Below are 19097 nucleotides of genomic sequence, written 5' to 3' on the forward strand. Positions count from 1 at the left end.
AAATGAAAAGCTCCCCCTTGGAGGGCGATCGCCCTGTCCGATACACTGGGGGGAGACGGTCATGGGAAGAAACGGTGAAACGACGCAAACGCTGGCTTGCTGTTTTGGTGATACTACTCCTCTGGTTGGGAACCTTCCTGCTGCCGCCACTGGCGATCGCGCTGCCTGTTGACCATCCATTAATTGCTGCCCTGCCCCAAGGGAATGCCATTACTGATCCCAAAGCGCTGCTCCGTTGGGCCTTACCGATTGACAATCCAACGGTACGAGAACTGCAAAAGGATCTAGAACAAATCTCTTTTTGGGTGCGGGGCAAACAGTGGTCAAAAATTGCCAGTAACATCAGCAAGGCGAAAGCCATTGTTCGCGATCGCGCCAATGAACTGCTCAAAAGTATCCCTGCCGAGAAACAGGAGGCGGCCAAAACCCTCTTGGCGCAGTTAGAGGAATCCCTCGACACGCTGCAGGAAGCCGCCAAAACCAAAGATCGCAGCCAACTCTTGCCCGCTAAAGCCGCTGCCCTCGACAAAGTGGGGGACTTGGAGGCCATGATGGTACAAAACGTGAGCTATACGCCTCCCAAGGGCTACGAGCACCTGCCGCGATTGCTGGGGCGTGCCACCGTGGAAATGGAAACCACTAAGGGGAACCTGACGATTGTTGTCGATGGTTACAGCGCCCCCCTGACCGCCGGCAACTTTGTGGATTTAGTACAACGCCACTTCTACGATGGCCTCCCCTTTACCCGTGCTGAGGAATCCTATGTGCTGCAAGCAGGGGATCCCCCAGGGCCAGAGGTGGGCTTTATTGATCCAGAAACGAACCAATACCGTGCCATTCCCCTTGAAATTCTGGTGGAGGGCGACAAGTATCCCCTCTATGGCATCACCCTTGAGGATGCGGGTCGTTACCTCGAACATCCTGTGCTGCCGTTTGCTGCCTATGGCACCGTTGCCTTAGCCCGACCCAGTGATGATCCCAATGGTGGTTCCTCGCAGTTTTTCTTTTTGCTCTTTGAACCGGAGTTGACCCCCGCAGGACTGAACCTTTTGGATGGTCGCTATGCCGTCTTTGGCTATGTCGTGGAGGGAGAAGAAACCCTGCGGCAACTGCGCCAAGGGGATAAAATTCTCTCGGCTAAGGTGGTGGATGGCCTTGAAAATCTGGTACAACCGGCGTAGGTTAGGATGTCCAGTATAGACACCGTTGAGAGAGTGCGATGATTGCCAAGGTTGCGCCTGCCCTTTTCCTGCTCCTAGTCAGTACCCCTGCTTGGGCCGCCAATCCAGCCCATTTAGAACAACTGCGGCGCACGGGCAACTGCCCCAACTGTGATCTCAGCTATGCCCGCTTACGGGGGCGGAATCTTCAGGGAGCGGATCTGCGAGGAGCCAACCTCAATGCGGCTAACTTGCGTGGTGCTAACCTCAGCAGCGCCAACCTCAGCGGGGCTGTCCTCAATAACGCTGATTTAACGAAGGCCAATCTCACCAATGCCAACCTCAGCGGGGCAAGCCTACTCATCACCCGTTTGGATCGAGCCATTCTCGGGGGGGCAAAGTTAGTGGATGCGATTCTCGGGGGGCGCGATCGCCTAGCACGGGTACGGACATTCCGCGATGCCACCTTGCCCAGTGGGGAAAAGGCCTTCTTTTTAGAAGAACCCAGCCGCCGTCGCTAGCCTATGGGGATTGCGATCGCCAGCTTTATTATTTTGTTCCTGCTCAGCGAAGCCGTATTGCACCTACGGCAGTGGGTAATTCCCTTTCCTGCCGTCTTAATTGCTGCGGTTGGTTTAGTGGTGGCCTCCAATTGGTCGCTCTTTCGCCGTGAGTAGCCTCCCTATCCTAGACATAACGGCTAAATGTCTAGAGGAACTTCTCGCGTGGCATCAGGTGCACCATCCCCAATTGAGTGCCCAATGGCAGCCCCTCTATGAGTTGCGCGATCGCCTCCACCAGAGTGCATGGCACATTGTTGTCTTGGGTCAGGTGAGCCGCGGCAAGTCCGCCCTTTTGAATGCCCTCTATGGCGAAGCGATTTTTCCCGTGGGCGCCCTTCATGGCACGACTCGATGGCCGCGAACGGTTCGCTGGCACTGTCAAGATCAAATCGTTGATCTCACGGATACCCCTGGGCTGGATGAAGTCGCGGGTAGTGAACGGGAAAAAATGACATGGAGTGCCGTTGAGACTGCCGATCTTGTCCTTTTTGTGACCCAAGACAGCCTTACCCCCGTCGAATGCCAAGCCCGCGATCGCCTAAACACCCTTAGGATTCCCCACAAGCTCATTCTCACCAAGGCGGATCTCTACCCGCCAATGGCCGAAGGTATTGCCGTGAGCAGCACAACAGGTCAAGGCATTCCAGAACTGCGACAGCTTCTTCAGCAGTGGTTACAACAGGAGGCTCCCCAAGCCCGTGCCCTGCGAATTCTCCACCAAGCCAGCCAAGTTGAACAGAACCTCGGGGCAGCTCTTGGCACGCAAGACACGTCGGCATGGTCTTGGTTAACCGCACAGATGGTGGGTAGCCTGCTGCTGCCGGGGGGATTTTTCGATGTCCTGCTGGCGATAATCAGTACCCTTGCCTATATCCGCAAAGCGTGCCAAGCCTATGCCGTGCCCTTTCCCCTACCGGCCTTTGGGAGTCTGAGTCAGTTTGTCTTACTGTGGTATGCGGCGATTTATCTTTCCAGTTGGCAAGGCTTGACCTTCGGCAGTGAACTCTGGGGAGTCAATACGACTGTTGTCCTCCAGGGGGGAGTGATCTTCTGGGGCTACCAACAGATTCGCCGCCGCCTAGACCCCTATCTTCAGCAGGGCTATCAATGGGGACACCATGGACCCCAACGGCTGTTGCAGCAACTCACTCAAACCCGTGCCAATGTGACGGCCTCCGGCTGATCTTGGTATTTGCCCCGCCGCGTTTCATAACTGACATCGCAGGGTTCACCCTCAAAAAAGAGCAATTGCACCACTCCCTCATTGGCGTAGATGCGACAGTCTGCACTGGAAGAATTTGAGAATTCTAAGGTCAGATGGCCTCGCCAGCCCGCCTCTGCCGGTGTCAGGTTAGCAATAATCCCCGCACGGGCATAGGAGCTTTTACCAATACACAGAACCGTGACATTTTCAGGAACCTGTAGGCGTTCTAGCGCCACCCCAAGACCGTAGGAATGGGCGGGCAAAATAAAGAAGGCACCATTGGCATCTTCATGGAGGGGCGCAGATTCCAGATTTGCCGGGTTAAAGTTTTTGGGATCCACCACCGTCCCCGGCACATGGCGAAAGATACGAAACTCCTTCGGGCTGAGGCGAATATCGTAACCGTAGGAAGAAAGGCCAAAACTAATCACGGGCTGCTCAGCCACCCGCCGCACCAGTGTCGGTTCAAAAGGCTGAATCATGCCCTGAGCCGCCATGGCTCGAATCCAAATATCATTTTTAATCATTGTGCTGTCGCGATCGCACAAACAACCAATGTATCTTACAGCCCTTTTCCCATGAATAGAACAGGCTCAACACTGTGAAGAGACTTAACGCTTTGCTTCCCACTGACCCCAGCGATAGCCGAGTTCAAACCAGATCAGCGAATTCACAAAATAGATCGCGACCACCGTTAACCCTTGCCATAGTTGACCCAACTCAGGCCAAAGCCACGGCAATAGGCCCAAACCCACGGCGATACCCCCTAGCAGACCGAGACCTGTCCCCCCTGCCATGACGAACATGATGAACAAAGCGCCCAGTTCTAGGCTGTTGGGTAACTCACGGCGAAATAGCCGAAAATAACACTGCATGAGATACATGTGCGGCCATATCAGCAGGAAGATCACCGCCAGCAAAAGGTTAGAGAACAGGCTTCCCACACTCTAGAAAATTCCAGAAACAACAGTGGTGCTGCGCCCCAGTCTAGCGAGAAGGCGCTAAATCCGATCCAAAACCCGAATCCCCAGTAGGGATAGTCCTAGCTTCAGGGTCTGAGCAGTGAGATAGGCAAGGGTGAGACGGGATTGCTTCGTTGGCTCAGTTGCCGAGAGGATGGGACAGCGATCGTAGAACTGGTTGAAAAGCTGGCTCAGTTCAAAGAGGTATTGGCAGAGGCGGTTGGGCAATAGCTCAGCGCTCACAAGGTCGAGGGTTTCCTCCAGTTGCACAAGGTGCTTGGCCAAGTTTTGCTCGGTCTCATCCTCTAGGAAGAGGGGGGTATCTGGTGAGAGGGTGCGCCAATCAATGTCGCCGCGCCGTGTCAGTCCTTGGACACGCACATAGGCATAGAGCAAATAGGGAGCAGTATTCCCCTGTAGGGAGAGCATCTTGTCGTAGCTAAAGACATAGTTACTGTTGCGGTTTTGGCTAAGATCTGCGTATTTGACAGCACCGATACCGATCGCCCGTGCCACGGTGTCAATGAATTCTGGAGATTCACGACGGCCTTCACTGGCAAGGCGTTGTTCTAAATCCGCTCGACTGCGGGCGATCGCCTCCGTCAACAAATCCATCAGGCGAATCGTTTCCCCAGAACGGGTTTTCAAGCGTTTGCCATCTTCCCCCAACACTAAGCCAAAGGGGACATGGGTTAACGTGACATGGGGCGGCACCCAACCCGCGCGCTGCGCCACTTGAAAGACTTGGGCAAAGTGGGTGGACTGCCCAACATCGGTAACATAGATAATCCAATCTGCTCGGTCTTTGTCAATGCGGTAGCGCAGGGCGGCTAAATCCGTGGTTGCGTAGTTGTAGCCCCCATCGGACTTCTGAATAATTAAGGGTTGGGGCTGCCCCTCTTTATTGGTGAAGCCTTCCAAGAAGACGACCTTTGCCCCCTGATCCTCCACCACGAGGCCAAGAGCGGCTAAGTCCTCAATCACCGCGGGCAAAAAGGGATTGTAGAAGGACTCCCCTCGTTCGGTGAGTTCAATATCCAGCAGATCGTAGATCTTTTGAAACTCGCGGCGGGATTGCTCACACAGCAGTTGCCAAGCGCGGCGACTCTGTTCTTCTCCCTGCTGGAGTGCCACCACCTGCTGCCGTGCCTTCTGCTGAAAGTTTGGATCGCTGTCAAAGCGTTGCTTGGCCTTTTTGTAGAATGTCACCAAGTCACCTAAGTCAAGGGCATTGGCGGTTGTGAGGGCGTCGGGATAAACCTCCTCAAGGTAGGCAATGAGCATGCCAAACTGCGTTCCCCAGTCCCCCACATGGTTGAGCCGCAGGACATCGTGGCCTTGAAATTCAAGAATGCGGGCAATGCAGTCACCAATAATCGTGGAGCGCAGGTGACCCACGTGCATTTCCTTGGCAATGTTGGGGCTAGAAAAATCAACCACCACCCGGCGTGGCTCTCGCGCTGGCGGAATGCCCAAGCGATCGCTCCCAATAGCGGCTTGCAGGCTGCGCGCCAGAAAGTCTGGCTTGAGACGAAAATTGAGAAAGCCCGGACCAGCAATTTCGACGGGTTGACAGAGATCCTCAACATTGAGATGTGCCACCACCTCTTGGGCTAGCTCACGGGGTGCTTTGCCCACCTGCTTGGCGAGGCTCAGGCAAACATTGGATTGATAGTCGCCAAACTTGGCTTGACTGGCCGGCAGCAGGAGCGGCTGGGGATAGGTATCTAAAGGAAGTGCGGTTTGCAGGGCACTGAGGAGGCGATCGCCCAAAAGCCGTAGAGGAGCAACCATTAACGCTTGCGCCCCCGTCGTTGTTCTTTTTGCTCTGCTTGCAGCCGCCGGCGATCGCGCCACTCCGCAAAAGTCAGATAGCCAATGCCACCAGTGACGACAATCAGCAGCAGCAAGGCCACCAGAACCAGAAGATCCGCCAATGAAACCGTCATTGCCCCAGTCCTAGGTGGCTACATGCCGTGGCGACCCCACACCACAAAGGCGATCGAGAGCGTAAAGACACTGAGAACACCCACCCAACCGAGCGTGATAATATCCATTGCATGCGATCCTGAACTCAATGCAGACCTCATTTTAACTCAGATAGATTATCTTTTCTTTATTAGAGGCAGGCTACAGGCAATGACGCAGGGGATGACAGCAATTGAAACCGCCATTGAGCAAGGAGACCTGACCGCTGTCCAGGAGGCGATCGCCAACGGTATCGAGTTGAAAACGGAAGCGCTGGCACTGGCAGCAGAACTGGGGCACACGGAGATTGTCAATGCCCTGATTGTCGCCGGCGTCGATGTTAACCAAGGGGACAGCGAGGGTTGGACACCATTGATGGCTGCTGCCGGCGGTGGACATACCGCCATTGTGGAGAAACTGTTAGCCGCCGGTGCCAATGTCAACGCTCAAACGACCTTTGGTTTGACCCCCTTAATGGCCGCAGCAGCCAAAGGACAGACGGCTACGGTCAAACAACTGATTGCAGCAGGTGCAGATCTCAACGCCAAGGATCAGAATTCTTGGACAGCTTTGGTGTGGGCGTTGGATGGAAAACATGCCGACGTGGTGGCAGTCATTAAAGCCGCTCGCGCACAATCTTTAGGACCATGATGAAGTACCTCAGTTTATTTTTAGCAGCAGCCCCTTCAAGTATTCTCATTGCTCAACTGGCGCGAACTCAACGGCTGCGGGTCGCGCTCATTGAAGCGGCTCAAATTGTGGGGATTGTTGGCATTGCGATGCTCACGGACTGGCTCCTGCTGAACTTGGGGATTCATCAACTGCAACAGCGGCTTGACCAAAAAGCCAGCCAACAATCCCAGCCTTGGCTCTCCCTTGGCGCTAGTCTATTGCGCCTGACGCTGCGGATTTTACTCTGGGCACTCGTTTTATCTTGGATTCTGCAATCGGTTCAAAGTCTTTCCCCTTGGCATGAGCGCATCGATAGCACGATTCAGTTTCTCCTCGAACGGGTGGCCGTGGTGTTTAACACCCCCTTTATGGAGTTGGGGCGGACGCAAATTACCCTAAACTTTCTCTTTTTAATTCTCTTTCTCTCCCTCGCAGTGATTTTTACCTCCCGCTGGGTGAGCGAGTGGCTCAAGAGTCGGATTCTCATGCAGTTACGGGTGGATCGCGGTAGCCAAGAAACCATCACCCGTGTGGTTAGCTATAGCCTCAGCTTTATTGGCTTTATTGTTGTTCTGCAAACCGCGGGCATTGACCTCAGTTCCCTGACGGTGTTAGCGGGGGTCTTGGGGATCGGTTTTGGTTTTGGTTTGCAAACCCTCGCCAGTAACTTTATTAGCGGTTTAGCGATTTTGTTGGAACATCCGATTAAAGTCGGCGATTTTATTGAAGTGGATGGCCTGCTGGGCACGGTGGAGAAAATTTCAATTCGCGCTACGATTATCCGCACCAATGATAGCCAGTACGTGATTGTCCCCAACAACCGCTTTATTGAAAAGAACGTCGTTAACTGGAGTTACGGTAGTCCCGATAGCCGTATCCATATCCCTGTGAGTGTCGCCTATGGCAGTGATACGGTTCTGGTGACCGAAGCGCTCCTCAGTGCCGCCCGTCAGGATCCGCGCGTCCTGCTCACCCCACCCCCCAGCGTTTGGTTTCGCGGTTTTGGCGAGAATGCCTACCTCTTTGAATTGCTGGTGTGGATTAACCGCCCCCAAGATTCTGAACCCATTAAAAGCGCCCTCAATTTTCTCATTGAGCAGGAATTACGGCAGCGGCAGATTGAAGTGCCTTTTCCCCAGTTGGATTTGCGGTTGCGCGACTTGGGGGAACTGCGCTCCTTGGCTCATTACTACCACCGTTCTGTGGCCAGTGTGCCCGAAACCGCAGCGGTGAGTGAGCCAGTAGCTCCTGAAATGGTCAAAACCGAACCCTCCCTTGCTGATTTACTGCGCAATATCAGTTGCTTTTCCCGCTGCTCCAATGCGGAATTGCAAATGCTGATTGAGTTGGGCAATCGTCAATTTTATGGTGTGGGGGAAATTATCTGCTCTGAGGGCGATCCGGGGGATGCCTTTTACATTGTCCTTGAGGGATCCGTGGAAGTCCGCTCCGAGCACCTGAATCAGATTTTAGCCACCCTCTATGAGGGGGAGTTTTTTGGTGAAATTGCCGTGCTGACGGGGATGCCGCGATCGGCCACGGTGCGAGCCTTGGAAGAAACAATTCTGTTTGTGGTGCATCGCTCAGCCGTACAACGACTGCTGCAAGCTCAACCCCAATTGGCGGAAGATATTGCCCACGAGCTAGCGGCACGACAACAGGTTCTCCAAGAACTCGGCCTCGTGAACTCCCAAGAAATCAAAAGCCTGCCCCCCTTGCAGTGGATTCGTCGCCGCTTGCAAACGCTCTTTAATGTCTAGGGCGTCAAGCGTTCAATGAATCTCTGGTGCTGAGGAAACTGCTGCTGCAATTGCTGGCGATCGCCCAATTCAAAATCGCGAAAGTCAAATCCCGGCGCCACCGTACACCCCACAAGACTAAAACTGTCTGGCGCATCCACCGTTGCTCCAAACCATGCTCCCGCTGGTACCACCTGTTGCCATTGCTCCCCCTGATCGATATTCATCCCCAAGCGCAGGGGCTGATACTCGCCCGTTGGTAGAATCACATGAATCGTCAGGCTACTGCCCGTGTAAAAGTGCCACAGTTCATCACTGGCAATGCGGTGCAGTCGTGAACAGGCCGTGGAGGGGAGCAAAAAGTAAATACTCGTACAGTAGGCGCGATCGCCCCCCTGAAAGCCTGAAGGCAAAACCGCTGCGGGAATACTCCCTGCTGAGCGATAGACCTCACGGAAATAGCCCCCCTCTGGATGGGGTTGCAGATCAAGTGCCTCAATCCACGCCTTAGCTGGCCAAGTATTCATACATTTGCTGGCGCCGCCGCCGCAGGTGATCGAGGGCTTGCCGCTCCAGTTGCCGCACCCGTTCACGGCTGAGGTTGAGTTGCTCACCCACCTTGGCAAGGGACAGTTCTTGGCCATCCCCCAAGCCGTAGCGCAGGGTGAGGACTTGCCGTTGTTGCGGGGTAAGTTCCGCCAGCCACAGGTTGACATCATCGCGGAGGGACTCCACCGTGGTAAATTGCTCTGGCGAAAGACTATCATCCTCGAGCAGTTCACCGAGTTCAGTGTCCTGATTGTCCCCAACGCGCAGATCAAGGGAAACGGGTTGGCGCGCAAGGGTCAGGTATTCACGGATTTGCTCCGGTTCGAGTTCTAGGGCTGCTGCCACCTCAGCAGGGGTTGCACTCCGTCCCAATTTTTGCGCCAATTCGCGTTGGGTGCGTTTGATCTTGTTCAGCTTCTCGGTAATGTGGATGGGCAGCCGAATTGTCCGCGCCTGTTGGGCGATCGCCCGCGTAATGGCCTGACGAATCCACCAGTAGGCATAGGTAGAGAACTTATAGCCCCGCGTGGGATCAAACTTTTCCACACCGCGTTCAAGGCCAAGGGTGCCCTCTTGCACCAAGTCCAGCAATTCAAGGTTGCGTTTTTGATACTTCTTGGCCACCGAAACCACCAGCCGTAGGTTGGCTTCAATCATTTTTTGCTTGGCGCGTTCGCCGCGCTTAAGGAGATTGCGCAATTCCGTCGGCGTGAGATGAGAGGCCGCCGCCCATTCTTCAAAGGTTGGTTCACGTCCCAGTTCCTTGGTGAGAGCCTCGCGTTTTTCCCGCAGTGCCATCATTTGCTGCACCTGTTTACCCAGAATAATTTCCTGCTCATGGGTCAGCAGCGGCACGCGCCCAATTTCCTGTAGGTAGGTGCGCACCATATCGGTGCTAACAGTGGGTGTAGGGGATGGGGTTTTGGAAGCGGAGTTCATCATAGCGGCTCAGATTCTAAACAGTATTTGGCAAGGAAGAATGTAGATAAAAGATTTATCGCGATGAAGATGACGACTCGCACTGATGAAGCTGAGGTTTGTATAGCGTTAGCCTAGCAGGTGAGAGGGAGTTGGCCTGTATCCTAATCTACTTAGACTTAAATTGTGCCCCGAAAGTTGCCAATTCATAACAGCCGATTCCTGAAATAAAGATTAAAGTTTGTCAACTAGAGATGGGGATCAGGAGATCGGCAAGGGCTTTGGGGGCAAATTCGAGGGCAAAAACACGGCCAAAGGACGTCACAAACTGCTGGCGCACCTCCTCTAAGGTAATGTCGGCACAAAACTGCCGTAGGTTCCCGACGGGGCGATCGCCAATGCCACAGGGGACAATGCGACCAAAGCCCTTTAGATCGTTCACCACATTGAGGGCAATGCCGTGGAAGGTAATCCAGCGGGTCACCTTGATCCCAATTGCGGCCACCTTGTACCCCTCTACCCAAACACCCGTAAGGCCAGCAACGCGCTCCCCTTTAATGCCATAGTGCCCTAGGGTTTGAATCACGACTTCCTCCAACTGGTGGAGATACCAATGCAAATCGCAGCGGTGGCGGCGTAAATTCAAAATCGGGTAGGCGACCAATTGGCCGGGGCAGTGGTAGGTGACATCGCCTCCGCGCTCAATGCGCAAGACCTCAATGCCCGTAGCCACAGGATCAAAGTGAAGGTGGGCGGTGGTTGCCCCTTGCCCAAGGGTGTAGATGGGGGGATGCTCCAAAGTGAGTAGGACATCTCGGGCAGTGGGATTGTGGCAGCGCTCAGCCACCAGTTGCTGTTGCCAGCGCCAAGCATCGCGGTAGGGAATGATCCCCAAGGCACAATGCCAACCAAGGGCAGTTTTCATAGGGGGTGCCAGATTGTCAAGAGCTAGAGGATAAGAATTATCACAGAACACGAATAAAGGTGAAGAGCCTCAAGATGCCCTGTAATCCCCGATACGAAGATGTTAGGGTGGAAGTAGATCAGCCTTAGATGTATCTGTTTTGCTCAGGGGAGGCAACCCTATGAGGCTAGTGATTCATGGTAAAAACATTGATATTACGGATGGCATTCGCAGCTATGTGAACCAAAAAATTGAGCGAGCCACCAGTCATTTCCAAAATGTGATTAACGAAGTTGATGTGCATCTGTCCGTGGCTCGTAACCGTAGCACTGCTCCCAAGCAAACCGCTGAAGTAACCCTCTTTGTTAATGGCTGCGTCATTCGCGCCGAAGAAAGCAGTGAAAATCTCTACGCCAGTATTGATCTCGTTGCCGACAAAATTGCGCGCAAACTCCGTAAACTCAAAGAAAAACGCCAAGACAAGTCCCGCGCTAAAGACACCAATAGTGTGGTGGAGCCCACAGTGGTGACCGACTTAGTGGGCGATCGCACACCGCAACTGCCCGAACAAGTGGTGCGCATGAAATACTTTGCCATGCCGCCGATGACGATCCAAGAAGCCCTTGAGCACCTAGAAATGGTGGATCACGACTTCTACGTCTTCCGCAATCGCGATACGGGAGAAATTAACGTGGTCTATGAACGCAATCATGGGGGCTATGGCGTCATTCAACCCCGCCCCACCTCCCAAGAGAATCATCACGCTGCTGCTAAACCCATGGCGAAAACCAGCCACTAGCAGCGATTCAGCGGGCCATTGAAGAGGCTAATTTGCATCGCTGTTTGTACAAGCCTTGGCACAGCGAGGAACTGGTGGAAACCATCCGTTCGGGTCTTTCTTCAGAGGCCTCCTAGGGACGCAGGATCAACTGCCATTCCTGCGTTTGGCGATCGCGCTGAAGTTCGCTATTTTCACCAATGACATAGGGCCCCCAGTAGCGTTTGGAACCATCGAGGGTAAAGGCCAAGACAATATCCCCCGATTGGAGGGTGAGCTTACCTTCGGGCAGCGTTAATAGTAATCCCTTAATATTGCCTTCCATAGGAGCAAAATCCCAGTGAACGGCGCCCTGATCAGGATGGGCGCGATCGCGGGCAGCGAGCAACACCACGCGCACCGGAAAGGCCGTTTGATTACTGATGCGTAGCCCATTCGGTTGCGGGTTGGCTGGCGTTTGGGGAGGGGGTAAGGGCTGAACAGTGGTGGTTTCTGGTTCTGCCTCGACAATGGGGGGCGGTTGGGTCAGCAGGTCTGGCTCCCACCAGAGCGCAAAATGTAGTTGTGAAAGAATAATCGCACCCACCACCCCGACCAGCACTGCCACGAGGTAAGGAAGAAATTTAATTCGGATAGACATAGAGATAGGTTACTGCGGATGCCGCGCCTTTCTTTCCAGTTTAGAGAGTTGTGGCAGAAACCGCAGTGGGCAAAAAAGTTTGATCTCAATTGCCAGTGCCCTGAACTTCGGAGGAAAGTCGCTCTTGCAAGCGTTGCAAAGAAATCTGGGCTGCCGTCGCCACATGGGGATGCTCATCTTTAGCGAGGTATTCCAAAGCGGCTTGGGTTTTCGGGCTAGGGAGATTGCCCAGAGCTTCAGCGAGCCGTTGCCGTACCAACCAATCCTCTGTGGTCACAAAGGGCAAAATATCTTCGACAACACTGGGATCGCCAATTTCCCCCAGAGCGGCGATCGCCCCTTGGAGCATCACGACTTCCTGACTTTTCAGCGCCGAGCGCAATACATCCACCGCGCGGGGATCCTTAAGATTGCCCAGCGCCACAGCAGCACTAAAGCGCACTAACCAATCGGTGTCTTCATAAAAGGCGCGCACTAGCGGTTCAAAGGCACGCCCATCTTCGAGATAGCCCAAGGCACCCGCAGCATCGGCACGAATACCATAATCCGGTTCACTCTCGAGCAACTGCACCAGAATGTCAAAGCACTCCGGTGTGGATTTAACCCCAAGGGCAAACACAGCCATTGAGCGAATCTGTAGATTTTCGTCCCAAAGGACTTTTTTAATCAGGGGTACGGCATCCGCAGAGGGGACATCCCGTAGCGCGGCTAGCGCCAGCAGGCGATCGCGGGAATTGGGACTTTCTAGTTGATGGGCAAGCTGTTCGAGGGAAGGCATGGCAGTAACCTGAAAGCTAATTTACAAAAGTTAACAATATACTTCCTATTATAAAAAAGTCTCCCCGAAGTAAAACCAAGATCACACTTGGTCTGGTTCCTTGGGGAGCGCTTGCCCAACAATTTCACAGAGGATACAGCCGTATCAATGTCCTAGGCTGCTTTGGCTTTTTGCAGGAGCTTTTGAAACTGCTTGACAGCATAGGGCAGAATGTTACGAACTGCCCAACCCGCAGCCAGTAGGACAGGTAACAGGACAATCAGGACACGCCAATCCATACCCATAACCTCCCAAAACGTTTTCTGAAAACTTTATGAATTATTGTACAGCCTTCTCTAAGGAGAGAAGGGGGGGACACGATGCAACAAAGAAAGATTCTACCGACAGAGCTTTTCTAAACATCGACGGGCTATCCGATCCCAATGCTGACGTTCACAGTTTTGGGTGTGTTCTCCCCTTGGAAAAAGGTCTGTATGATTGGTTTAACTCCTTTAAGGCCAAATCCTGATGGGCGAAGACAAAATGACCCTCCGTGACAACCAAACGGCGGCTGCTTTGCGTCTCAGTAAAGTGTTAGCCGCTCGTAATCGTTGGCGCACGGGTTGGCAGTCTCTGCGTTCGGTGTTGATGCCGATCGCCATGGTCACTGTCTTGCTGGCTTGGGGACTCGATTGGGATGCGGTGGGTGTGGTGGCTGCTTTGGTGCTGGGGGGACTGAGTTTCCCCTTGGTCTGGACTTCGACCTATCACTGGTTTACTGAAGATCTCACGGAACAGCAACGGCAGTTCATTTTGGCCTCACTGGGCCTGAGTTTGACGGTGGTGGCACTCATTGCCATGACTGGCGCCATGGACTGGATTCGAGGACGCTTTCAAGGTACGAATTGGGATGCGGTGGGGGCACTGGCGGAGGGCTTCGGTGCCTTGGGACAAATTTTGGTGGCGCTCTTGGCCGCCTATGTCGCTTGGCGACAATACGTGATCTCGCGGGATTTGACGACACAACAAAACCGCATTACCCAACAGCAAACGATTGACAGTTATTTCCAAGGGATTGCCGATCTCATTCTTGACGATGAGGGGTTATTGGAGGATTGGCCGCCGGAGCGGGCGATCGCCGAGGGACGCACTGCTGCCATCTTGGGGGGGCTCGATGCCGAAGGCAAGGCCAAAATCATTCGCTTTTTGTCAGGCGCAAAGTTACTCTCGCCGCTGAAGCGCGATCGCCGACTGGGACGGGCGATTTTTGATGGGCTGGGTGGCTATGAGGAAGACATTGAGTATGGTGTGCGGGTGATTAACCTTGGCAGTATGCTAGCGGGCGCTGATCTCAGTGGTACCGATTTGCGCTGGACCGAATTGAGTGATGCCAATCTCACAGGCACCCTCTTTCGCAACTGTAATTTGACGCGAGCCAACCTAGCAGGGGCAATTTTGCAGGGGGCGGATTTCACCAATGCCGATCTCAGTCGGGTTCGCTTCTTTTATGGCACCGCTGATCAGGCCAGCCCCCGCGATCGCCTGCATCCTCCCAACTTTCGCACTGGGGCGCAGACGGGTGCAGTGGTCGAGGATGTCAACTTTACCAATGTCAAGAACCTCTCCGAAGAACAACGCTACTATTGCTGTGCTTGGAGTGGTAGCCGTTCCCGTGAAACGATTCCCGGTGGCTGTGAGGGCATTCCGAATAAACTAGGACGCTAGCGCCTCGGTTAGTAGCGCGATCGCGGGCGATGATTCGCCACGGAGAGCACCATCCCTAAGCCAAGATAGGTCGCCAGCAGGGCTGAGCGGCCATAACTCACCAGCGGTAACGGCATTCCTGTCACGGGGAGCAGACCAATGGTCATGCCAATATTCACCACCACTTGAAACAGGATCATGGCAAATAGACCGATCGCCAGCAACGAGCCAAAGTCATGACCGGCACTATTGGCAATTTGCAATAAGCGCAAACCGATTAACCAAAAAAGGCATAGGAGAACTAAACTGCCAATGAACCCCGTTTCCTCAGCGATCGCTGAAAAAATAAAGTCTGTATGCTGTTCGGGAATAAATCCCAACTGGGTCTGGGTGCCTTGAAAAATGCCCCGCCCCCATAGCCCACCAGCACCAATGGCAATCCGCGATTGAATCAAGTGGTAGCCAGCCCCAAGGGGATCCTTGTCGGGGTCAAGAAACATAAGAATACGGGTTTTTTGATAGTCCTTGAGCACGCTCCAAAGCAGTTGTCCCAAGCCAGCCCCCCCGAGATTGAGCACCAGCCCCCCCAAGCCACCGACCCAGCCCAAGGGCAAGCTCCGCCATGCAACGACGGCCATCGCCAGTGTCCACACCAACCAGAGGATCAGGTTCAGTTGGTAGGGCAGAGGCAGGGCAACGAGAATCGCTGCCACCAAAGGGGAAAGCATCAAGACAATCCAGCTGCCGGGGGTATTCGCCCAGTAGAGCATTGTCAATGTAATGGCAATGAAAACAAGGGACGTGCCCAAATCCGGCTGCGTCAAAACTAGGAAAAAAGGGGGGGCGGTGGCTGCAAAGACACTGAGAATGCCCTTCAGAGAGTGGCCTGAAATGCGGTGCAACAGTGCCGCTTGGGTAAGAATGAGGGAGATTTTGGCAAACTCCGAGGGTTGCAGGTTAAAGCCGCCAATCGCCAACCAGCGCTCTGCTCCCTTGGCCTCGACCCCCACGAGATCAACCGCTAGCAGCAGGGCACAGCTCAGGCCGTAGATGACCCAATGACTGCCCATAAAGACCGATTCCGGAACGCGGGCAAGGATCAGGGCAAGCATCGTACCCATCCCTCCCACCAATAAATGCTGGAGACTATCGTTTTCCTCTGGGTGTAGTTGACTACTGTGGATGAAGACCGCCCCAATGACCGTGGTTGCCCAAACAGCCCCTAACAGCAGCCAATCCACGCCTCGCCATGGATAAAACCAGCCAAAAGTCCGCCGTCGGGGTACTCGCCAAGTCATCAGCCACTGTCCTGTCTCTCCTAGGGGGTTAGTCTATCGGCTGGCTCAAAAGGTTGCAAACGGCCAGCGCGGACAACCGACATGGCACCTTGCCTTGGTGTATTATCCGAAAGGTTGGGCTTCTATTCCGACAAGGAGCGATCGCAGTGGCAACCCTAGGGGTCAACATTGATCATGTGGCAACGATTCGCCAAGCGCGGCGCACAGTTGAACCCGATCCCGTAGCCGCAGCCGTTTTGGCAGAACTGGGGGGAGCTGATGGCATTACCGTACATCTGCGGGAAGATCGTCGCCATATTCAAGAGCGGGATGTGCGCCTGCTGCGGCAAACGGTACGCACCCATTTGAACCTAGAGATGGCTGCCACTTCCGAAATGGTGGCGATCGCCCTTGAGATTCGCCCTGATTATGTCACCTTAGTGCCAGAGCGGCGCGAAGAAGTCACCACCGAAGGGGGGCTAGACGTGGTGGGTCAGCAGGAACCCCTGACCCAAGTGGTGAAAACGCTGCAAGGCGCAGGAATTCCTGTGAGTTTATTCATTGACGCGGATTCGGCCCAACTGGAAGCCGCCGCCAAAACCACGGCTCAATTTATTGAACTGCACACCGGTCGCTATGCTGAAGCCAAGGGGGAAGCGGCGCAACAACAGGAGTTAGCAATTTTAGCTCATGGTGTCCAACAAGCAAAATCCTTAGGCTTGCGGGTGAATGCAGGCCATGGGCTGACCTACACCAATGTGGGGGCGATCGCCCGCCTTGAAGGCATTGAGGAACTCAATATTGGCCACACGATTATCAGCCGCGCTGTTCTTGTGGGCATGGTGCAAGCCGTACGGGATATGAAAGCCCTCATTAGCTCTTAAACTCAGCCCTGAGGGCGTCATCATAGTCATCAGCGAGTGTCGCCACAATCGTAATTAGGCGGGAAATTTCACCCGCAGTAATCCCCCCTAGGGTGCGGGTAGCCACGACTTGGACTTGGTCTTCAGCAATGGCAAAGTGTGCCTCGAGGGTGGTGAGCCAGTTCAACGTCAGGAGCTTACGATAGAGTGCCAATTCATCCGCTACGGGCAGAGGCAGTACCGGTGACCAAATGGTGAGAAAGTCTTCCGCCGTATGGCCACTCAACTGCACAAAGACCTCGGCACTGCCATAGCGAAACATCCAAATTTTGCCACTGTCCGTTTGGCCAACGAGGGGGGCGTCCCCTTGGTGGAGACTAGAAATCACCGTTTCAATAATCTCAACCGCATTTTCTAGGGGCGCGTCAAGGGATGCTGCGGGGACGGGCTGCACTTCACTGACCATGGTCATTCCTTTCGTGAATCAGGACAACTTGTTAGAGGACTTGGTGGGTGTAGGCGTGTTGTTTGACATTGTCGGCAGTGGTAACGATACGCTCGGAGTTGAGCACCCGTTTGCGTTCTGTGGAGGTATTAAAGTTGCGGTAGGTTTCGCCAAGGGGAATATGGCGGGTACTTTGGGGACGGGCAATGTAGGTGCGTGCCGCTGCTGCAAGGCGATCGCCATAGTCATCACACAGATGGGCACTGGGGGGAAAGTGCTGCTGCACCTGCTGCGGATCTTGGGCTGTGCCATAGGTGAGGGCATGGGCTTCACTATAAGAAGTGGGCAAGCCATGGAGCAAGGCTTCCAACGCCGCTGAGGGAATCGGCTCAATCACCTCTACGGGCTGGAGTTTTCCCTCCACCTGCACAAAACAATGAGCCAGTCCAAGCACCACATAGGCTTCTGGGGGGGGAATCTCTTGACTCATTGCAACCTCACAATCATGTGGTTCTCCTCAAGTCTAGCCTGCTTTTCGAAAAATCAGCGCAGTGGGCAACATATAAGAAGAGGCGGCAGTCGTCAGTGGAGAAACGGCTAAGATCGTTTAGGCCTATTTCACCATGAGTCCTGTCATTATTGCTGTATAGTGAGCACTCTAGAGAGTATGGAAACGGCAAACTCAATGCCAGCAACAATCGAATCCCCTGAAGTTGAGCTATTACCTCCGATGTTGGCAGCACTGCCCGACCCCCAAGGGGTGAGTGTGTGTCCTCGGCGGGCACGTTGGCAATTAGACTTATTGTTGCTTGCCCTAGAGTGCGTTGATTTGCATGCCTCTGAGTTGATGTTGCAAGTGCTGCGAGATCTGCAACTGCAAGTGATGATCCCCAATCGGGTCGTATTTTGGCAAATTCGCTGCACCAATCCCTTTCGCCAAATTACCCAGCGTACCCCCTTGCCCTTAGCGGAAACAAAGGCACTCACCGCAGTGGTTGTGCAAGTGGCGCGGCGGCAGACGGCAATCCTGCGGCATTTACTTTTGGTGTTGGATCAATTGCAGGCGCAAAATTTGCCCCCGGAAACCTATGCCCCCTTGGCGGAGTATTTAGACCGCTTTCGCCGCCATTTTCGCAAACGCATGAACCTCCAGCGCTCGGGTCTCTTTCTCTACAAAAATAACCAAGCCCTCAATGAGTTGGGTCTAAAGCTGTTGGCACAACTTCTGCTCTGTGCAGGCACAAAGGGCATGGAACGCCTTTGGTTTAGTTTATTTGACGGGGAAGTAAGTTAATGCTGCTGCAACGCCAGTATTCATTGCCCAATTGCACACTGCGAATTGAAGGGCTGAGTGGTCAAGCCGGCGCAGAGCAGTTGGATATTGTCACCCTCTGCGAGTGGGAGATTATTGGCCAGAATCAGCGGGTCAAGGGCGGGAAAGAATTCCTTGTGGCATTGCTCAATAGTGTGCCCGCAGCAGCGCAAACGTGGTTGAGTGGTGTTAAGTTACGGCGATCGCCCCAGTACCCGATTCAGGTCGAGATTCAGGCCTCTAATCAGGTAGTGCTGCATATTCCCCGCCAGCTATTGCAAGGCTCGCCTACAGAAAATGCCGATACCCCTGCCCAGAATGGCGCTGGTGAAACCCTAGAAGTGCAGCTCACTTGGTTGCAGCTAGCGGATTTAGTGGAGGCATTGGATCAACTCTGTAGTGATAGCCAAACACTGCCTACCCTGATACCAACATTCCATTCCCTCCCCCGGCAGGCGATCGCCCCTGCTGTGCCTTTGCGCAAACAACTGATGCCCTTGGGGATTGGCGCTGCTAGCTTAGCCGTCATGGCTGCGATCTTTTTCCATCTACCAGTGCCCGAACGCCGTCCCCCGCGCGAGGAAACCGTGCCCCCCACCCCCGAAGCCGTCACGCCCTCACCGGCACCCACGACACCAGCAACCCCGAATCCGTAAGCCAATTTCAGACTTACCCACAATTT

At 54.1% G+C, this 19097-nt stretch carries 25 protein-coding genes and 1 pseudogene; 12 read left to right on the forward strand and 14 right to left on the reverse strand.

Going from position 1 to position 19097, the window contains the following annotated elements; all coding sequences use genetic code 11:
- Window positions 1–2 precede the first annotated feature (2 nt).
- From RHJ80_RS05420 to RHJ80_RS05435, 4 genes are read left to right on the forward strand one after another with little or no spacing between them, the layout of a single operon-like run.
- Entirely contained in the window at window positions 3–1181 is a 1179-nt protein-coding gene (locus RHJ80_RS05420; protein ID WP_310801620.1) for a peptidylprolyl isomerase, read from the forward strand.
- 38 nt (window positions 1182–1219) lie between these two features.
- A complete protein-coding gene (locus RHJ80_RS05425) occupies window positions 1220–1681 on the forward strand; it encodes a pentapeptide repeat-containing protein (RefSeq protein WP_206201404.1) in 462 nt (153 codons plus the stop codon).
- Window positions 1682–1684: 3 nt separating this feature from the next.
- A complete protein-coding gene (locus tag RHJ80_RS05430) occupies window positions 1685–1837 on the forward strand; it encodes a hypothetical protein (RefSeq protein WP_310744930.1) in 153 nt (50 codons plus the stop codon).
- A complete protein-coding gene (locus RHJ80_RS05435; protein WP_310801621.1) occupies window positions 1830–2906 on the forward strand; it encodes an Era-like GTP-binding protein in 1077 nt (358 codons plus the stop codon). Before RHJ80_RS05430 ends, RHJ80_RS05435 begins: the two co-directional genes overlap by 8 nt.
- Here RHJ80_RS05435 and dcd read toward each other — a convergent pair.
- The 5 genes from dcd to petN all read right to left on the reverse strand — a co-directional run bounded on the left by dcd (window position 2873) and on the right by petN (window position 5946).
- Window positions 2873–3454, reverse strand: coding sequence for a dCTP deaminase (dcd, locus tag RHJ80_RS05440; protein ID WP_181496856.1), 582 nt, complete (start codon window positions 3452–3454; stop codon window positions 2873–2875). The two genes, RHJ80_RS05435 and dcd, sit on opposite strands and share 34 nt — an antisense overlap.
- Before the next feature lie 84 nt (window positions 3455–3538).
- A complete protein-coding gene (locus RHJ80_RS05445; RefSeq protein WP_206201406.1) occupies window positions 3539–3802 on the reverse strand; it encodes a hypothetical protein in 264 nt (87 codons plus the stop codon).
- Window positions 3803–3928: 126 nt separating this feature from the next.
- On the reverse strand, window positions 3929–5683 hold the full coding sequence (gene argS / locus RHJ80_RS05450) for an arginine--tRNA ligase (protein WP_310801622.1): 1755 nt from the start codon (window positions 5681–5683) through the stop codon (window positions 3929–3931).
- Entirely contained in the window at window positions 5683–5838 is a 156-nt protein-coding gene (locus tag RHJ80_RS05455) for a hypothetical protein (protein WP_149817663.1), read from the reverse strand. Before RHJ80_RS05455 ends, argS begins: the two co-directional genes overlap by 1 nt.
- Before the next feature lie 18 nt (window positions 5839–5856).
- A complete protein-coding gene (gene petN / locus RHJ80_RS05460) occupies window positions 5857–5946 on the reverse strand; it encodes a cytochrome b6-f complex subunit PetN (protein ID WP_011056671.1) in 90 nt (29 codons plus the stop codon).
- 94 nt (window positions 5947–6040) lie between these two features.
- Here petN and RHJ80_RS05465 point away from each other — a divergent pair, with 94 nt between their 5' ends.
- Together RHJ80_RS05465 and RHJ80_RS05470 are read left to right on the forward strand one after the other, a co-directional pair.
- Window positions 6041–6508: an ankyrin repeat domain-containing protein gene (locus tag RHJ80_RS05465; protein WP_310438420.1), complete on the forward strand. Its 468-nt coding sequence runs from the start codon at window positions 6041–6043 to the stop codon at window positions 6506–6508.
- The gene (locus RHJ80_RS05470) at window positions 6505–8289 is read left to right on the forward strand and encodes a mechanosensitive ion channel domain-containing protein (protein ID WP_310801623.1); all 1785 of its coding nucleotides are present in this window, start codon (window positions 6505–6507) and stop codon (window positions 8287–8289) included. The genes RHJ80_RS05465 and RHJ80_RS05470 overlap by 4 nt, the downstream gene beginning before the upstream one ends.
- Here RHJ80_RS05470 and RHJ80_RS05475 read toward each other — a convergent pair.
- The 3 genes from RHJ80_RS05475 to lipB form a co-directional block, all read right to left on the reverse strand.
- Window positions 8286–8795, reverse strand: a complete 510-nt coding sequence (locus RHJ80_RS05475) for a cupin domain-containing protein (protein WP_310801624.1) — start codon at window positions 8793–8795, stop codon at window positions 8286–8288. The genes RHJ80_RS05470 and RHJ80_RS05475 overlap by 4 nt on opposite strands.
- A complete protein-coding gene (locus RHJ80_RS05480; RefSeq protein ID WP_149817655.1) occupies window positions 8776–9759 on the reverse strand; it encodes an RNA polymerase sigma factor, RpoD/SigA family in 984 nt (327 codons plus the stop codon). Before RHJ80_RS05480 ends, RHJ80_RS05475 begins: the two co-directional genes overlap by 20 nt.
- A gap of 220 nt (window positions 9760–9979) precedes the next feature.
- A complete protein-coding gene (lipB, locus tag RHJ80_RS05485) occupies window positions 9980–10660 on the reverse strand; it encodes a lipoyl(octanoyl) transferase LipB (RefSeq protein WP_310801625.1) in 681 nt (226 codons plus the stop codon).
- Between the two features lie 160 nt (window positions 10661–10820).
- Here lipB and hpf point away from each other — a divergent pair, with 160 nt between their 5' ends.
- Both hpf and RHJ80_RS13090 read left to right on the forward strand, forming a co-directional pair.
- A complete protein-coding gene (gene hpf, locus RHJ80_RS05490; RefSeq protein WP_310801626.1) occupies window positions 10821–11438 on the forward strand; it encodes a ribosome hibernation-promoting factor, HPF/YfiA family in 618 nt (205 codons plus the stop codon).
- Between the two features lie 2 nt (window positions 11439–11440).
- Window positions 11441–11554 (forward strand): annotated as a pseudogene (locus tag RHJ80_RS13090) (response regulator); the annotation flags it as partial.
- Here RHJ80_RS13090 and RHJ80_RS05495 read toward each other — a convergent pair.
- From RHJ80_RS05495 to RHJ80_RS05505, 3 genes are all read right to left on the reverse strand, one after another.
- A complete protein-coding gene (locus tag RHJ80_RS05495; protein WP_206201414.1) occupies window positions 11551–12057 on the reverse strand; it encodes a hypothetical protein in 507 nt (168 codons plus the stop codon). The pseudogene RHJ80_RS13090 and the gene RHJ80_RS05495 sit on opposite strands and share 4 nt — an antisense overlap.
- Before the next feature lie 85 nt (window positions 12058–12142).
- A complete protein-coding gene (locus tag RHJ80_RS05500; RefSeq protein WP_310801627.1) occupies window positions 12143–12835 on the reverse strand; it encodes a HEAT repeat domain-containing protein in 693 nt (230 codons plus the stop codon).
- 152 nt (window positions 12836–12987) lie between these two features.
- Window positions 12988–13119 carry a photosystem II protein Y gene (locus RHJ80_RS05505; RefSeq protein ID WP_149817644.1) on the reverse strand — a complete coding sequence of 44 codons (132 nt, stop codon included), beginning with the start codon at window positions 13117–13119 and terminating at the stop codon, window positions 12988–12990.
- A gap of 238 nt (window positions 13120–13357) precedes the next feature.
- On the opposite strand from RHJ80_RS05505, the gene RHJ80_RS05510 reads away from it, so the two are divergent.
- Complete coding sequence (locus tag RHJ80_RS05510; protein WP_255521508.1) at window positions 13358–14539, forward strand: pentapeptide repeat-containing protein; 1182 nt, start codon at window positions 13358–13360, stop codon at window positions 14537–14539.
- A gap of 8 nt (window positions 14540–14547) precedes the next feature.
- Here RHJ80_RS05510 and rodA read toward each other — a convergent pair whose 3' ends face one another.
- The gene (gene rodA / locus RHJ80_RS05515) at window positions 14548–15816 is read right to left on the reverse strand and encodes a rod shape-determining protein RodA (protein WP_310801628.1); all 1269 of its coding nucleotides are present in this window, start codon (window positions 15814–15816) and stop codon (window positions 14548–14550) included.
- Between the two features lie 146 nt (window positions 15817–15962).
- Here rodA and RHJ80_RS05520 point away from each other — a divergent pair, with 146 nt between their 5' ends.
- Window positions 15963–16679: a pyridoxine 5'-phosphate synthase gene (locus RHJ80_RS05520; RefSeq protein ID WP_310744934.1), complete on the forward strand. Its 717-nt coding sequence runs from the start codon at window positions 15963–15965 to the stop codon at window positions 16677–16679.
- Here the strand turns inward: RHJ80_RS05520 and RHJ80_RS05525 are convergent.
- Window positions 16669–17124, reverse strand: coding sequence for a YbjN domain-containing protein (locus RHJ80_RS05525; protein WP_310743497.1), 456 nt, complete (start codon window positions 17122–17124; stop codon window positions 16669–16671). The genes RHJ80_RS05520 and RHJ80_RS05525 overlap by 11 nt on opposite strands.
- Before the next feature lie 31 nt (window positions 17125–17155).
- Window positions 17156–17593, reverse strand: coding sequence for a hypothetical protein (locus tag RHJ80_RS05530; RefSeq protein WP_310743498.1), 438 nt, complete (start codon window positions 17591–17593; stop codon window positions 17156–17158).
- 195 nt (window positions 17594–17788) lie between these two features.
- On the opposite strand from RHJ80_RS05530, the gene RHJ80_RS05535 reads away from it, so the two are divergent.
- Both RHJ80_RS05535 and RHJ80_RS05540 read left to right on the forward strand, forming a co-directional pair.
- A complete protein-coding gene (locus RHJ80_RS05535) occupies window positions 17789–18397 on the forward strand; it encodes a DUF3038 domain-containing protein (RefSeq protein WP_225901665.1) in 609 nt (202 codons plus the stop codon).
- Window positions 18397–19071, forward strand: a complete 675-nt coding sequence (locus tag RHJ80_RS05540; protein WP_310801629.1) for a DUF4335 domain-containing protein — start codon at window positions 18397–18399, stop codon at window positions 19069–19071. Before RHJ80_RS05535 ends, RHJ80_RS05540 begins: the two co-directional genes overlap by 1 nt.
- The last annotated feature ends 26 nt before the right edge of the window (window positions 19072–19097 follow it).

This window comes from Thermosynechococcus sp. QS41 (assembly GCF_031583515.1).
GTDB lineage: Bacteria > Cyanobacteriota > Cyanobacteriia > Thermosynechococcales > Thermosynechococcaceae > Thermosynechococcus.

Bases quoted from the DNA above. Each gene is read 5' to 3' on its own strand.
- RHJ80_RS05495 (WP_206201414.1), bottom strand. From the start codon at position 12,057: ATGTCTATCCGAATTAAATTTCTTCCTTACCTCGTGGCAGTGCTGGTC.
- RHJ80_RS05510 (WP_255521508.1), top strand. From the start codon at position 13,358: ATGACCCTCCGTGACAACCAAACGGCGGCTGCTTTGCGTCTCAGTAAA.
- RHJ80_RS05465 (WP_310438420.1), top strand. From the start codon at position 6,041: ATGACAGCAATTGAAACCGCCATTGAGCAAGGAGACCTGACCGCTGTC.
- RHJ80_RS05480 (WP_149817655.1), bottom strand. From the start codon at position 9,759: ATGATGAACTCCGCTTCCAAAACCCCATCCCCTACACCCACTGTTAGC.
- petN (WP_011056671.1), bottom strand. From the start codon at position 5,946: ATGGATATTATCACGCTCGGTTGGGTGGGTGTTCTCAGTGTCTTTACG.
- hpf (WP_310801626.1), top strand. From the start codon at position 10,821: ATGAGGCTAGTGATTCATGGTAAAAACATTGATATTACGGATGGCATT.
- lipB (WP_310801625.1), bottom strand. From the start codon at position 10,660: ATGAAAACTGCCCTTGGTTGGCATTGTGCCTTGGGGATCATTCCCTAC.
- RHJ80_RS05500 (WP_310801627.1), bottom strand. From the start codon at position 12,835: ATGCCTTCCCTCGAACAGCTTGCCCATCAACTAGAAAGTCCCAATTCC.
- RHJ80_RS05535 (WP_225901665.1), top strand. From the start codon at position 17,789: ATGCCAGCAACAATCGAATCCCCTGAAGTTGAGCTATTACCTCCGATG.
- RHJ80_RS05425 (WP_206201404.1), top strand. From the start codon at position 1,220: ATGATTGCCAAGGTTGCGCCTGCCCTTTTCCTGCTCCTAGTCAGTACC.
- RHJ80_RS05470 (WP_310801623.1), top strand. From the start codon at position 6,505: ATGATGAAGTACCTCAGTTTATTTTTAGCAGCAGCCCCTTCAAGTATT.
- RHJ80_RS05430 (WP_310744930.1), top strand. From the start codon at position 1,685: ATGGGGATTGCGATCGCCAGCTTTATTATTTTGTTCCTGCTCAGCGAA.
- RHJ80_RS05445 (WP_206201406.1), bottom strand. From the start codon at position 3,802: ATGCAGTGTTATTTTCGGCTATTTCGCCGTGAGTTACCCAACAGCCTA.
- rodA (WP_310801628.1), bottom strand. From the start codon at position 15,816: ATGACTTGGCGAGTACCCCGACGGCGGACTTTTGGCTGGTTTTATCCA.
- RHJ80_RS05420 (WP_310801620.1), top strand. From the start codon at position 3: ATGAAAAGCTCCCCCTTGGAGGGCGATCGCCCTGTCCGATACACTGGG.
- RHJ80_RS05475 (WP_310801624.1), bottom strand. From the start codon at position 8,795: ATGAATACTTGGCCAGCTAAGGCGTGGATTGAGGCACTTGATCTGCAA.
- RHJ80_RS05455 (WP_149817663.1), bottom strand. From the start codon at position 5,838: ATGACGGTTTCATTGGCGGATCTTCTGGTTCTGGTGGCCTTGCTGCTG.
- dcd (WP_181496856.1), bottom strand. From the start codon at position 3,454: ATGATTAAAAATGATATTTGGATTCGAGCCATGGCGGCTCAGGGCATG.
- RHJ80_RS05530 (WP_310743498.1), bottom strand. From the start codon at position 17,593: ATGAGTCAAGAGATTCCCCCCCCAGAAGCCTATGTGGTGCTTGGACTG.
- RHJ80_RS05505 (WP_149817644.1), bottom strand. From the start codon at position 13,119: ATGGGTATGGATTGGCGTGTCCTGATTGTCCTGTTACCTGTCCTACTG.
- argS (WP_310801622.1), bottom strand. From the start codon at position 5,683: ATGGTTGCTCCTCTACGGCTTTTGGGCGATCGCCTCCTCAGTGCCCTG.
- RHJ80_RS05525 (WP_310743497.1), bottom strand. From the start codon at position 17,124: ATGGTCAGTGAAGTGCAGCCCGTCCCCGCAGCATCCCTTGACGCGCCC.
- RHJ80_RS05540 (WP_310801629.1), top strand. From the start codon at position 18,397: ATGCTGCTGCAACGCCAGTATTCATTGCCCAATTGCACACTGCGAATT.